Genomic DNA, 12,671 nt, shown 5'->3' with positions numbered 1-12,671 from the left:
GCATCACTGAAGCGGAGTAACCCGACGAGATATCGCAGCCCCGCCGGGTGATCGTGGGTGAAGCCCTCATACGGGTGAACCCCTTCCGCCGGGGGGCGACTGATCCCCCGCAAAGGCGAAAGAAGGCGCGCTCCATGGCCACTCTGTGCAGACCCGCCGTTTCCGTTCCGGAGTACGTGATCACGATGGAGGAGACGCTCGAACTGGCGCGCTCTCGCCACGCGGACCACCCCCAACTTCCGCTGGCGCTGCGACTGATCGAGAACACTGGGGTCCACACCCGGCACATCGTGCAGCCCATCGAGGAGACCCTCAAGCACCCCGGCTTCGAGGAGCGCAACAATCTCTACGAGGCCGAGGCGAAGGCCCGGGTCCCCGCGGTCGTGCAAAGGGCGCTGGACGACGCCGAGCTGCTCACCACCGACATCGACGTGATCCTCTATGTGTCGTGCACCGGGTTCATGATGCCTTCACTGACCGCGTGGCTGATCAACACGATGGACTTCAACACCGACACCCGGCAGATACCCATCGCCCAGTTGGGCTGCGCCGCGGGCGGCGCAGCCATCAACCGGGCGCACGACTTCTGCACCGCCTATCCGCTCGGCAACGCCCTCATCGTGGCCTGCGAGTTCTGCTCGCTGTGCTACCAGCCCACCGACCTGGGGGTCGGCTCGCTGCTGTCCAACGGGCTGTTCGGTGACGGCATCGCGGCCGCCGTCGTGCGCGGCAAGGGCGGCACCGGCGTCAAGCTGGAGCGCAACGGCTCCTATCTGATTCCCAAGACCGAGGAGTGGATCGCGTACGACGTCCGGGCCACCGGCTTCCACTTCCTGCTGGACAAGCGGGTGCCGACCACGATGGAACCGCTTGCCCCCGCGCTTCAGGAGCTGGCTCGGCAACACGGCTGGAACGCTTCCGACCTGGACTTCTACATCATCCACGCGGGCGGTCCCCGGATCCTGGACGACCTGAGCAAGTTCCTGCGAGTGCCGTCGGAGGCCTTCCGGTTCAGCCGGGCCACGCTGACCGAGTACGGCAACATCGCCAGCGCCGTCGTCCTGGACGCGCTGCGCCGGCTCTTCGACGCGGGCGGCGTCGATCACAAGGCGCGGGGGCTGCTCGCCGGCTTCGGACCGGGCATCACGGCGGAAATGGCCCTGGGCCGCTGGCACAACCCCGGACACGGGAAGAACCGAGAGTGACGACGACCGACAAAGTGTCGGCGGCCGAGGGACTGTTCGTGCCGCCCGGCCATGGACGCGTCGTGCGGACACCGGCGCAGCATGTGACGTTCAAGGTGACCGGCTCGCACTCGCGCATGGCGTCCACGTTCGAGGTGATCGTGCCGCCGGGCTTCGACGTCGGCGCGCACGTCCACACCCGGAGCGAGGAGCTGTTCTACGTCCTCGAGGGCGAGCTGGACGTGCTGGCCTTCGAGCCCCGTGTACGGACACGCGACCACTGGCAGAAGTGGGAGTCGAGGTCGGGCCGCCGGGTGGTACGGGCGACGCCGGGCACGGTCATCGTCGTACCGCCGGGCTGTCCCCACGCTTTCGCGAACCCGACGCAGACCCCCGCGAAGATGTTCTTCCAGGCGTCTCCGCCACCGGATCACGAACGCTACTTCGAGGAACTGCTGGAGATCCTCGCGGACGGGGGCCCGCCGGACCAGGCGGCGATCGAGGCGTTGCGCAGACGCTACGACATCGAACAGCTCACTCCGCTGAAGCACCGGTGAACGGCGACCGCCTGTCCGGCGATGCGTACTTCCCGGCCGGGCGGCCGTCCACCCCCGGCGGCGGACCGGAAGCCGACGGAACGGGACGGAACGACGCCCGCCACGACGGGAGTGCGCGTGGCGGGCGCGGAAGCCGTCGGCAGCGGCCCGTACTAGCGGATCGGCATTCCGGACAGGGTCCGCGCGATCACCAGCCGCTGGATCTCGCTCGTCCCTTCGAAGATCGTGTAAATGGCCGCGTCGCGGTGCATCCGCTCCACCGGGTACTCCCGGGTGTAGCCGTTGCCGCCCAGGATCTGGATCGCCTGCGCGGTGACCTTCTTGGCCGTCTCGCTGGCGAACAGCTTCGACATGGAGCCCTCGGCCGCCGTGAACGGCTTGCCGTTGACCGCCATCCAGGAGGCCCGCCACACCAGCAGTCGGGCGGCGTCGATCTGCGTCCGCATGTCCGCGAGCTGGAAGGCGACGCCCTGGTTGTCGATGATCGGCCGCCCGAACTGCTCACGGGTCTGCGCGTAGTCGAGGGCGACCTCGTAGGCCGCGCGGGCCGTTCCCACGGCCATCGCGCCGACGGCCGGACGCGATGCCTCGAACGTGGCCATGGCAGCGTTTTTGACCCTCCCCATCCCGCCCGCCTTCGCCTTCTCCCGGGCCCGGGCCAGCCGCTCGTCCAGCTTCTCCTTGCCGCCGAGCAGGCAGGAGCCGGGGACGCGGACGTTGTCGAGGATCACCTCGGCGGTGTGCGAGGCGCGGATGCCGTGCTTCTTGAACTTCTGGCCCTGGGCCAGCCCCGGGGTGTTCGGCGGGACGATGAAGGAGGCGTGTCCCTTGGAGCCCAGCTCCGGGTCGACGACCGCGACCACGACGTGGACATTGGCTATGCCGCCGTTGGTGGCCCAGGTCTTGGTGCCGTTGATCACCCACTCGTCCTTGGCCTCGTCGTACACGGCACGCGTGCGCAGGGAGGCGACATCGGAGCCGGCGTCGGGCTCCGAGGAGCAGAAGGCGGCCACCTTGACATCGTTGGCATCGCCGTACATCTGTGGGATCCAGATGCCGATCTGCTCCTCGGTGCCGTTGGCGAGGACGCCCACGGCGGCGAGTCCGGTGCCGACGATCGACAGCGCGATGCCCGCGTCGCCCCAGAACAGCTCCTCCATCGCCATGGGGATGCCGAGGCCGGTGGCGTCGAAGTACTGCTGCGCGTAGAAGTCGAGGGAGTAGATACCGACCTTGGCGGCTTCCTGGATGACCGGCCAGGGAGTCTCCTCACGCTCGTCCCATTCGGCGGCCGCGGGGCGGATCACATCGGCGGCGAAGCCGTGCAGCCAGTCCCGGACCTCCTTCTGTTCGTCGTTGAGCTCCATGGTGAACTCGGCCATGTCCCCTCCAGCACTGCGCTAACCTGTTACTTGCGGTAACGGCAGTCTGTTACTCACCAGTAGGAGAAGTCAACTCCCGTGCCGGAGCGGTCGTCCACCAGGGGTGGTCGGCAGCTCGTTCGATACCGACCTGCCTTTCAGTGTTAGTTTGCGCAGGCGTCACCGACACAGCACGGGTGGGGAGAAATCATGGACACCACGCAGCGGGCCGATCAGCAGCGGTCCGCCGACCGCCGACGGCGCGAGCTGCTGGAGGCCGCCGACCGGGTGGTGCTGCGCGACGGCCCCGGGGCCTCGATGAACGCCATCGCCGCCGAGGCCGGCATCACCAAGCCGATCCTCTACCGCCACTTCGGCGACAAGGGCGGGCTGTACGCCGCGCTCGCCAAGCGCCACACGGACGCGCTGCTCGACTCGCTGCGGGCGGCGCTGGACGCCCCGGCCGACCGGCGGGAGCGGGTGGAGGCCACCCTCGACACCTATCTTGCGGCCATCGAGGCACGGCCGCAGGTCTACCGCTTCCTGATGCATCCGGCGGAGGGCGGCTCCCAGAACGACCAGGGCTTCGACACCGGCCGGCACTCCATTCCGCTGCTGCGCCGCATGGGCGAGGAGCTGGCCCAGGTGATCGAGGAGCGCCTGGACCTCGGCCCCGGCAGCCACCGGCTCGCCCGGGTGTGGGGGCACGGCATCGTCGGCATGATGCACGCGGCCGGTGACTGGTGGCTGGGCGAAAGGCCCTGCTCCCGGGCGGAGTTGGTGCGCAGCCTGGCGGACCTTTTGTGGGGCCGGCTGGCCGCGGCGGGGGACCGCATAGGGGGCCCCGGGTTCTGAAGGGCCCCGTTCAGGGCCCCGCGGCCGTGCCGCCATGCGGCGTCCGGCCGTGCCGCCATGCGACTTCGCCGCGCGAGCGCGTCCGGCCGCAGCCGGACGCGGCCGGAGGACAACGCTCATGTGCTCCACGGCGCCCGCGCGGCCTGCCGCATCACCCGGCGGTGCCGCCGGCCACCGAGCCGGTCCACATAGAGACCACCGTCCAGGTGGTCGCACTCGTGCTGCAGGCACCGGGCGAACCACCCGGTGCCCTCCACCCGCACCGGCTCGCCGTGCACCGTGAAGCCCTCGACGACCGCACGGTCGTACCGCTCCGTGCCCGCTTCCAGGCCCGGCAGGGACAGGCACCCCTCCGGCCCGCGCAGCACCACACCGTCCGTCTCGACGAGCCGTGGGTTCACCACATGCCCGATATGGCGCACCTCCTCGTCGTCCGGGCAGTCGTACACGAACACCCGCAGTGCCTCGCCGATCTGGTGCGCCGCCAGCCCCACGCCCTGCGCGGCGTACATCGTGGCGAACATGTCCTCGACGAGCCGGGCCAGTTCGGGGCCGAAGTCGGTGACCTCCGCGCCGGGGGTGCGCAGCACGCTGTCGCCGAGCAGGATGATGGGCCGGACGCGCCCTCGGACGCCCGGGATGGAACGGTGTCGCATGGCGGCAAGGGTACGGTCGACAGGGCCGCGCGGGCGCCGGGGTGGTGCCGCGGTTCGGGCGCGTGAACGGATCTCGATAGGCTGAGGCCCACACGTTGCCGGGACAGGGCGCGGCGCCGTACGCAAGGAGGATCGAGAACTGATGGCAGGCAACTCGGACCCGCTGACGCCGCGGGCCAAGCTGGCCGTGACCGCGGGCAAGGCGGTCGCTGCGGCATCGCGCGCCGCGGGGCGCGGCAGCGGATCGGTGATCGGCGGCCGAGTGGCGCTCAGACTCGACCCCGACCTGCTCGGCCGGCTGGCTCAGAACCTGGATGTCATCCTGGTCTCCGCGACCAACGGCAAGACCACGACCACCCGGCTGATCGCGGAGGCCCTGCGCGCCGCCGGCCCGGTCGTCTCCAACGCGCTCGGCGCCAACATGCCCGCCGGTATCACCTCGGCGCTGGCCGGCGGCTCGGACGCCAAGTTCGGTGTCATCGAGGTCGACGAGAAGTACCTCGCCGGCGTCGCCCGGGACACCGACCCCAAGTGCATCGCGCTGCTCAACCTCTCGCGCGACCAGCTCGACCGCGCCGCCGAGACCCGGATGCTCGCCGAGAACTGGCGTGAGGGCCTGACCGGTTCCAAGGCCGTGATCGTCGCCAACGCGGACGACCCGCTCGTCGTGTGGGCCGCCTCGTCGTCGCCCAATGTGATCTGGGTCGCGGCCGGGCAGATGTGGAAGGACGACGCCTGGTCCTGCCCGTCCTGCGGCGGTGTGATGCAGCGCCCGGGCGACGACTGGTTCTGCGGCGAGTGCGGCTTCCGCCGGCCGACCCCCTCCTGGGTCCTGTCGGGCGACCACGTCCTCGACCCGCACGGCTCCGCCTGGCCGATCCACCTCCAGCTGCCGGGCCGCGCCAACAAGGCCAACGCCGCGAGCTCGGCCGCCGTCGCCGCCGTCTTCGGCGTGCCCCCGCAGGTCGCGCTGGAGCGCATGTACCAGGTGCAGGCAGTGGCCGGACGCTACGACGTCGTCCAGTTCCAGGGCCGCGACCTGCGTCTGCTGCTCGCGAAGAACCCGGCCGGCTGGCTGGAGACGTTCTCGCTGATCGACCCGCCGCCGACCCCGGTGATCCTTTCGGTGAACGCGCGCGGCGCGGACGGCACCGACACCTCCTGGCTGTGGGACGTCGACTACACGCGGCTGACCGGTCACCCGATCTTCGTCATCGGCGACCGGAAGCTGGACCTCGCCGTGCGCCTGGAAGTCGCCAACCAGTCCTTCCAGGTCTGCGAGGACCTCGACCAGGCCGTCGGGCAGGCCCCGCCGGGCCGTATCGAGGTCATCGCGAACTACACAGCGTTCCAGGACCTGCGCCGCCGCGTCGGCAACTGACCACGAAGGACGATCATCGATGAGTGACAACAGCCTGCGTCTGGTGTGGATCTACCCGGACCTGCTGAGCACCTACGGCGACCAGGGCAACGCGCTCGTCGTGGAGCGCCGGGCCCGCCAGCGCGGCCTGGACGTGGCCCGGCTCGACGTGCGCAGCGACCAGCCGATCCCGACGTCCGGCGACATCTATCTGATCGGCGGGGGTGAGGACCGCCCGCAGCGGCTCGCGGCCGAGCGGCTGCGCCGCGACGGCGGTCTGTACCGGGCCGTGGAGAACGGCGCGATCGTGTTCTCCGTCTGCGCCGGCTACCAGATCCTCGGCCACGAGTTCATCAACGACCTCGGGCAGCGCGAGCCGGGCCTCGGCCTGCTGGACGTGGTCTCGGTGCGCGGCGAGGGCGAGCGGTGCGTCGGCGACGTCCTCGCGGACATCGACCCGCAGCTGGGCCTGCCCCAGCTCACCGGCTTCGAGAACCACCAGGGCGTCACCCACCTCGGCCCGAAGGCCCGCGCGTTCGCGCAGGTGCGGCTCGGCAACGGCAACGGCACGGGTGACGGCACGGAGGGCGCGTACAACGGGACGGTCTTCGGCACGTACATGCACGGTCCCGTTCTCGCGCGCAACCCGCTGATCGCCGACCTGCTGCTGAAGCTGGCGCTCGACGTCAACGCCCTTCCGCCGGTCGACGACCGCTGGTACGAGGCGCTGCGCAGCGAGCGGATCACGGCCGCAACGCAGCCCGCCTAGGGCGTTTTTCGAAAGTCCCGCCTGCGCGCCGGAAACGGTTCCGCAAAGCCCGTCCGGCGGCCCGTACACCTGACGGTCCACCGGGCGCAACCAGCCCGTCTGACGGCCTGTCCGCACAGCTGAGCGGGCGCGTCCAGCAGGCGGACGCACGGTGCTGCCCCGCCCCCCGTCGCCGGTAGGGTGGCGGGGATCGAGCCGGACAGTGTGGTCCGGACCCGGCTCACGTGGAGAAGGTTTTTCGGGCTATGCGCATTGGTGTCCTCACGTCCGGCGGCGACTGCCCCGGCCTGAACGCCGTCATCCGGTCCGTCGTGCACCGCGCCGTCGCCGACCACGGCGACGAGGTCATCGGCTTCCGGGACGGCTGGAAGGGCCTCCTGGAGTGCGACTACCTCAAGCTCGACCTCGACGCGGTGAGCGGCATCCTGGCTCGCGGCGGCACCATCCTCGGCTCCTCCCGGGTCCGCCCCGAGCACCTGCGGGACGGAGTGGAGCGGGCCAGGGGCCACGTCGAGGAACTGGGTATCGACGCGATCATCCCGATCGGTGGTGAGGGCACGCTCAAAGCGGCCCGGCTGCTGTCCGACAACGGGCTGCCGATCGTCGGAGTGCCCAAGACCATCGACAACGACATCGCGGTCACGGACGTCACCTTCGGCTTCGACACGGCCGTGGGGGTGGCGACCGAGGCCCTGGACCGGCTGAAGACCACCGCCGAGTCCCACCAGCGGGTGCTGATCGTGGAGGTCATGGGCCGCCACACCGGCTGGATCGCTCTGCACTCCGGCATGGCCGCCGGCGCCCACGCCATCGTCGTGCCGGAACGCCCCTTCGACATCGAGGAGTTGGCGGCCCGGGTGGGCGAGCGGTTCGACGCCGGCAAGCGGTTCGCGATCGTGGTGGCCGCCGAGGGCGCCAAGCCGAAGCCGGGCACCATGGAGTTCGACGAGGGTGGCAAGGACGTCTACGGCCACGAGCGCTTCGCCGGCATCGCCCGCCAGCTCTCGGTCGAGCTGGAGGAGCGCCTCGGCAAGGAGGCCCGTCCGGTGATCCTCGGGCATGTGCAGCGCGGCGGCACGCCGACGGCGTACGACCGTGTGCTCGCCACCCGCTTCGGCTGGCACGCGGTCGAGGCGGCGCACCGCGGCGAGTTCGGGAAGATGGCCGCGCTGCGCGGCACGGACATCGTGATGGTGCCGCTGGCAGAGGCGGTGGAGACGCTGAAGACGGTGCCGCAGGAGAGGTACGCCGAGGCCGAGTGCGTCCTCTAGCACGGAAGTGGTTCCGCCCGGTGCGGGACTGAACGCACACGGAGTCGAACAGTCCGCCCCCGGTCGCAGTCGCGGCCGGGGGCGGTTCTACTCTGGTGCGGACAGACAGCGTGCAACCCCCATGAAACAGGAGCCGGCGGATGGATCACAGCGGGCACGGCATGACCATGGACCTGCCGCCGTTCACGCTGGGGCGGGGCCTGGAATGGTCCGCCGACCCGTTCTTCCTCGTAGCCTGCCTGCTCGCACTCGGGCTGTACGCCTGGGGGGTGGCCCGGCTCACACGGCGCGGCGACAAGTGGCCGGTGGGCCGGACGGTGGCGTACGTCATCGGAGTGCTGATGGTGATGCTGGTGATGTGCACCAAGCTGAACGACTACGGCATGGTCATGTTTAGCGTGCACATGGTGCAGCACATGGTGATCAGCATGCTGGCGCCGATCCTGCTCCTGCTCGGCGCCCCGATCACCCTGGCGCTTCGCGCGCTGCCCACCGCGGGCCGCGACCGCAAGGGTCCGCGCGAACTGCTGCTGATGCTGCTGCACAGCCGCTATGTGCGGATCATCACCCATCCGGCGTTCACCATCCCGCTGTTCATCGCGAGTCTGTACGGGCTGTACTTCACGCCGCTCTACGACTTCCTGATGCAGTCCAAGGCCGGGCACATCGCGATGATGCTGCACTTCCTCGCCGTCGGCGTGGTGTTCTTCTGGCCGATCATGGGCATCGACCCCGGTCCGCACCGCCCCGGTTATCTGATGCGGATGCTGGAGTTGTTCGCGGGCATGCCGTTCCACGCGTTCTTCGGCATCGCGCTGATGATGGCGTCCACGCCGATGGTCGACACGTACCGGTATCCGCCCGCCTCGCTCGGCATCGACGCCCTGGCGGACCAGACCGCCGCGGGCGGTATCGCCTGGGCGTTCAGCGAGGTTCCCTCCGTGCTGGTGCTCCTGGCCCTGCTGTTCCAGTGGTACCGCTCGGAGCAGCGGCAGGCCAAGCGCAAGGACCGGGCCGCGGACCGCGACGGCGACAAGGAACTCGAGGCGTACAACGCCTATCTGGCCTCGCTCAACGCACGCGGCCACTGATTTCCGTCGCACCGCTGAATTCCCTTTCCTTTCAAGGCACCTGAAATGCTTCCGCATTCGGTAATCTGGTGCCCGGCGCCCTGCCTCCGCTCTGTAGGGCGCGGGGGGACCGCAGGGGGGAGCGGTGATGACACGTCGCGCATTTCTGCAAAGGGCCGGGAAATCAGCGATCCGGAGGATCGGCCTTCTTCTGGCCGCCGCGCTGATCCTCAGCGGATGCGGCAGAAACGCACAGGTGTTCACGGTGAAGGCCGTCGCCGCCGGGGTGCCGTCGCTCGCCCCCTTCTTCGACGAGCGCGGCGGCCTCGGCCGCGACACCACGGTCCGGACGGGCCGGGCGCCCGGAGGCCTCCAGGCGGGCAATACACCGGGGCTCTACGGCGGTTCGCGGACACCGACGGTCTGTGACGTCACACGGCTGAAGGAATTCCTCACCGACCCGAGGAACAACCGCAAGGCCGAGGTCTGGGCGAGGGTCGAGGGGATCGCACAGGCGGAGATCCCGGATTATCTCGACCGGCTCACACCCGTCCTTCTGCGTCACGACACGCTCGTACAGAACCACGACTACAAGAAGGGCAGGGCCACACCTTTCGACTCCTTGCTCCAGGCCGGAATCGCGGTATTGGTGGACGAGCAGGGACAGCCCACGGTGAAGTGCTCGTGCGGAAATCCACTGCGCCCCTTCCGTGGCGACACCACCCGGATTTCCGTAGAGTTCGAGGGCCGCAACGAGAAATGGGCCGGGTACGACCGTGCCTCCGTGGTGGCGGTCCGTCCCGCCCCCCAGCCGCTGACGCGGATCGCGCTCGTCGACGTCGACGACCCGGACCGGGGGCTCGACCGGCCGATCGGCACGACCGGCCGACACGACGCCCTCTTCGACACCCGGATAGGGCACAAGGTGCCCGATGTGACGGGCCTCGGGTTCATCGAGGCCGGCCGGCGCCTCGCGGCCGAGGGACTCGCGGTGGCCTACGCCGGCCGGGGAGCGCCGCCCGACGAGGCCGCGGTCACGGGCTCGGATCCCGGGCCCGGCACCGAGCTGGCGTTCGGCCAGTACGTGACGCTCTCGGTGGACGCGGGCGCGACGCACGGTCCCGCGACGCCGGGCGGATCCAGGGGGCCCGCGACGCCGGGCGGATCCAGGGGGCCCGCGACGCCGGGCGGATCCGGGGAGCCCGCGACGCCGGGCGGATCCGGCGGGCCCGGCGAGGAGACGAGTGGAGCGAGCGAGGGCGGCAGGGGCCGGGGGCAGGACGGCGGCGGGTCCGCCCCACCGTCGCCGGGCGGCCCGACGCCCGGAAAGACGGACGGCTCCTCCGCAACCCCGAGTGACAGCGGGAGGGCGTCCTCGCCGCCCGAGCGGGGCGGCCCCACGCCGTCACGAGGCAGCACACCCCCCACGACGGCCACCGGCTCCCCCACACCACGAGGCGGCACGCCGTCGGCTCCCGGCAGTCCGACGGCCGGCAGACCGGCCACGAGCAAGGCGGCGACCGGCGTCCCCGCCACCAGCCCGCCGGCCACCCATGAGCCGCCCGTCACAGGCTCGCCCGCGACCGGCACGCCCTAGACACGACCTGGATTCGGGAGCGAGCGATGGCATCAGGATCACCGCAGTCCGGAGTGGGCCGGGTCATCGCCGGCCGCTACCGCCTGCTCAACCAGCTCGGCAGTGGCGCCATGGGCCACGTCTGGCTCGCCCATGACGACCGGCTGGCCTGCGAGGTCGCCCTCAAGGAGGTGGCGTTCCGCGATCCGGCCGAGGCGACCGGGGAACGGGCGGCCCGGGTCGCCCGGGCCCGCGCGGAGGCCCGGCTCGCGGCCGGGCTGCGCGGCCACCCGCATGTGGTGACCGTGCACGACGTACTGGAGCACGACGGGCTGCCGTGGATCGTCATGGAGTACGTGCCGGGCGCACTGGACCTGCGCGAGCGGGTCCACCGGCACGGCCCCCTCACTGCCGTCGAATGCGCCCGCATCGGGCTCGCCGTGCTGGACGCGCTCACCGCCGGGCACGAGCGGGGAGTCATGCACCGGGATGTGAAGCCTGCGAACATCCTGCTGGCGCCGGACCGCTCCCGGGTGCCGTACGCCCGTGTCCTGCTCACCGACTACGGCATCGCGGTGCAGCCGGACGCGGGCGAGACCCGTTACACGCTGACGTCCGCGCTGGTCGGGACACCGGGCTATCTCGCGCCTGAGCGTGCGACGGGCGGGCCCCCGACCGCCGCCGCGGACCTGTTCTCGCTCGGCTGCACCCTGTACTTCGCGGCGGAGGGGTGCGGACCCTTCGAACGCGCCACACAGCTCGCGGAGGTCACCGCCGTGGTCCTGGAGGAACCCCGGTCGCCGCGGCGGGCCGGGGCGCTGGCGCCGCTGCTGTCCGCGATGCTGGTCAAGGACCCGGCCCTGCGGATCACGGCGGGCGACACCACGGCCGCGCTGGCGGCGCTCACCACCCCAGGGCCGCGGACGGGCACCCGGGGCGACCGGGGGTCGCCGCCGTCGTGGGAGGGCTCCGCCGCCCCGACGCAGACCGCCCAGCGCCGGTCGCTGCCGGGCACCGTTCCCGCCGAGGGGGACGGAGGCTCCGGGCAGGCTCCGCCCGCCTCGGGGGCCGCGTCTTCCGTCGGGGCAGGTCCCGGCGCCCCGGCGGCGCACACCGTGTCGTACGGGCAGGACGTGCCCGGCGGGGCGGGAGGGGCGGGTTTCGGCCCGCCGCCCGGCCGGAGCGCGCCGCATCGGAGGCGGTCGCACGTCCTGCGGGCCCTCCTCGCCTGCCTCCTCGGGCTGGTCCTCGCCCTGGGCGGGGTCTGGTACGCGGTGCACCGCCCGGCGTCCGGCGGGACGGCGAAACCGTACGGTGCGGCCGTCGCGCTCAGCCGCCCGCTCGAAGAGGGCGACTGCGTCGTCGCCGTCTGGCCCGGGAAGCCGTTCCTGGGTGCCCCTCCGCGGCTGACCGTGGATCCGAGCTGCGCCGAGGAGAGCCCGGACGGGCAGGTCATGGCGCTCGTGCCCGGCGCATCCGCCGACGAGGCGGGCAAGCGGGGCCCCGCCGCGTGCGAGCGGCGCACCCAGGCGATACGTGACAAGCTCGCGGACGTCCGCGGTTACGCCGTCGTCCCGACCCGGTCGGGCTTCGAGGCGGCCGGGCGGCGCACCGCGTGTCTGGTGCTGGGCGCGCACGGGCCGGTGTACGGGCCGCTCGGCGACCACCGCAGGCCGGGGATGAGGTTCGTCGACACGGCGAACATGCAGAAGGGGGACTGTCTGGACGCGCTGTCACGGTCGGCGGCGCGGCTGGTCTCCTGTGCCGGGGCCCACGACCAGCAGGTGCTCGGTTTCACCCGGCTGGCCCCGGACACCACCCTGCCGAAGGCGAAGGGCCTGTCGGACGCGGCGTGCGCGCGGGACGTCCCACCGAAGGACTACGGCTACGACCCGTCCCGCTATCAGGCCGCCTCCTGGACGGGAAACGCCGCGTGGACGTCCGGAACTCATCTGGTCGTGTGCACCGTGCGGAAGCAGAACGGGGGCACCATGGGGAAGGACGAACCATGA

At 71.3% G+C, this 12,671-nt stretch carries 11 protein-coding genes; 9 read left to right on the top strand and 2 right to left on the bottom strand.

Going from position 1 to position 12,671, the window contains the following annotated elements:
• Window positions 1–74: 74 nt before the first annotated feature.
• Together ABZ823_RS19075 and ABZ823_RS19070 are read left to right on the top strand one after the other, a co-directional pair.
• Window positions 75–1,205 (top strand): type III polyketide synthase, encoded by a 1,131-nt coding sequence (locus ABZ823_RS19075; protein ID WP_361661321.1) that lies wholly within the window; start codon window positions 75–77, stop codon window positions 1,203–1,205.
• Window positions 1,206–1,219: 14 nt separating this feature from the next.
• Window positions 1,220–1,741, top strand: a complete 522-nt coding sequence (locus ABZ823_RS19070; protein ID WP_361661318.1) for a cupin domain-containing protein — start codon at window positions 1,220–1,222, stop codon at window positions 1,739–1,741.
• Between the two features lie 152 nt (window positions 1,742–1,893).
• On the opposite strand, the gene ABZ823_RS19065 is transcribed toward ABZ823_RS19070, so the two are convergent.
• Window positions 1,894–3,123 carry an acyl-CoA dehydrogenase family protein gene (locus ABZ823_RS19065; RefSeq protein ID WP_361661201.1) on the bottom strand — a complete coding sequence of 410 codons (1,230 nt, stop codon included), beginning with the start codon at window positions 3,121–3,123 and terminating at the stop codon, window positions 1,894–1,896.
• Between the two features lie 189 nt (window positions 3,124–3,312).
• On the opposite strand from ABZ823_RS19065, the gene ABZ823_RS19060 reads away from it, so the two are divergent.
• Window positions 3,313–3,957: a TetR family transcriptional regulator gene (locus ABZ823_RS19060; protein WP_361661199.1), complete on the top strand. Its 645-nt coding sequence runs from the start codon at window positions 3,313–3,315 to the stop codon at window positions 3,955–3,957.
• A gap of 116 nt (window positions 3,958–4,073) precedes the next feature.
• On the opposite strand, the gene def is transcribed toward ABZ823_RS19060, so the two are convergent.
• On the bottom strand, window positions 4,074–4,613 hold the full coding sequence (gene def, locus ABZ823_RS19055; RefSeq protein WP_361661196.1) for a peptide deformylase: 540 nt from the start codon (window positions 4,611–4,613) through the stop codon (window positions 4,074–4,076).
• Between the two features lie 142 nt (window positions 4,614–4,755).
• Here def and ABZ823_RS19050 point away from each other — a divergent pair, with 142 nt between their 5' ends.
• The 6 genes from ABZ823_RS19050 (at window position 4,756) to ABZ823_RS19025 (ending at window position 12,671) form a co-directional block, all read left to right on the top strand.
• A complete protein-coding gene (locus ABZ823_RS19050) occupies window positions 4,756–5,994 on the top strand; it encodes a MurT ligase domain-containing protein (RefSeq protein ID WP_361661193.1) in 1,239 nt (412 codons plus the stop codon).
• A 19-nt stretch (window positions 5,995–6,013) separates the two neighbouring features.
• Window positions 6,014–6,742, top strand: a complete 729-nt coding sequence (locus ABZ823_RS19045) for a glutamine amidotransferase (protein WP_361661190.1) — start codon at window positions 6,014–6,016, stop codon at window positions 6,740–6,742.
• A gap of 245 nt (window positions 6,743–6,987) precedes the next feature.
• Window positions 6,988–8,013 carry a 6-phosphofructokinase gene (locus tag ABZ823_RS19040; protein WP_361661187.1) on the top strand — a complete coding sequence of 342 codons (1,026 nt, stop codon included), beginning with the start codon at window positions 6,988–6,990 and terminating at the stop codon, window positions 8,011–8,013.
• Between the two features lie 140 nt (window positions 8,014–8,153).
• Window positions 8,154–9,104, top strand: coding sequence for a cytochrome c oxidase assembly protein (locus ABZ823_RS19035; RefSeq protein WP_361661184.1), 951 nt, complete (start codon window positions 8,154–8,156; stop codon window positions 9,102–9,104).
• A gap of 127 nt (window positions 9,105–9,231) precedes the next feature.
• Window positions 9,232–10,680, top strand: a complete 1,449-nt coding sequence (locus ABZ823_RS19030) for a DUF6777 domain-containing protein (RefSeq protein ID WP_361661181.1) — start codon at window positions 9,232–9,234, stop codon at window positions 10,678–10,680.
• 26 nt (window positions 10,681–10,706) lie between these two features.
• A complete protein-coding gene (locus tag ABZ823_RS19025; protein ID WP_361661178.1) occupies window positions 10,707–12,671 on the top strand; it encodes a protein kinase in 1,965 nt (654 codons plus the stop codon).

Origin of the sequence: Streptomyces sp. NPDC047079 (assembly GCF_040643755.1) — a bacterium.
Lineage (GTDB): Bacteria > Actinomycetota > Actinomycetes > Streptomycetales > Streptomycetaceae > Streptomyces.
The sequence above is the reverse complement of the archived record's forward strand: the minus strand, read 5'-3'. Positions and strand labels throughout refer to the sequence as shown.

Bases quoted from the DNA above. Each gene is read 5' to 3' on its own strand.
- ABZ823_RS19025 (WP_361661178.1), top strand. From the start codon at position 10,707: ATGGCATCAGGATCACCGCAGTCCGGAGTGGGCCGGGTCATCGCCGGC.
- ABZ823_RS19045 (WP_361661190.1), top strand. From the start codon at position 6,014: ATGAGTGACAACAGCCTGCGTCTGGTGTGGATCTACCCGGACCTGCTG.
- ABZ823_RS19050 (WP_361661193.1), top strand. From the start codon at position 4,756: ATGGCAGGCAACTCGGACCCGCTGACGCCGCGGGCCAAGCTGGCCGTG.
- ABZ823_RS19035 (WP_361661184.1), top strand. From the start codon at position 8,154: ATGGATCACAGCGGGCACGGCATGACCATGGACCTGCCGCCGTTCACG.
- ABZ823_RS19040 (WP_361661187.1), top strand. From the start codon at position 6,988: ATGCGCATTGGTGTCCTCACGTCCGGCGGCGACTGCCCCGGCCTGAAC.
- def (WP_361661196.1), bottom strand. From the start codon at position 4,613: ATGCGACACCGTTCCATCCCGGGCGTCCGAGGGCGCGTCCGGCCCATC.
- ABZ823_RS19030 (WP_361661181.1), top strand. From the start codon at position 9,232: ATGACACGTCGCGCATTTCTGCAAAGGGCCGGGAAATCAGCGATCCGG.
- ABZ823_RS19060 (WP_361661199.1), top strand. From the start codon at position 3,313: ATGGACACCACGCAGCGGGCCGATCAGCAGCGGTCCGCCGACCGCCGA.
- ABZ823_RS19065 (WP_361661201.1), bottom strand. From the start codon at position 3,123: ATGGCCGAGTTCACCATGGAGCTCAACGACGAACAGAAGGAGGTCCGG.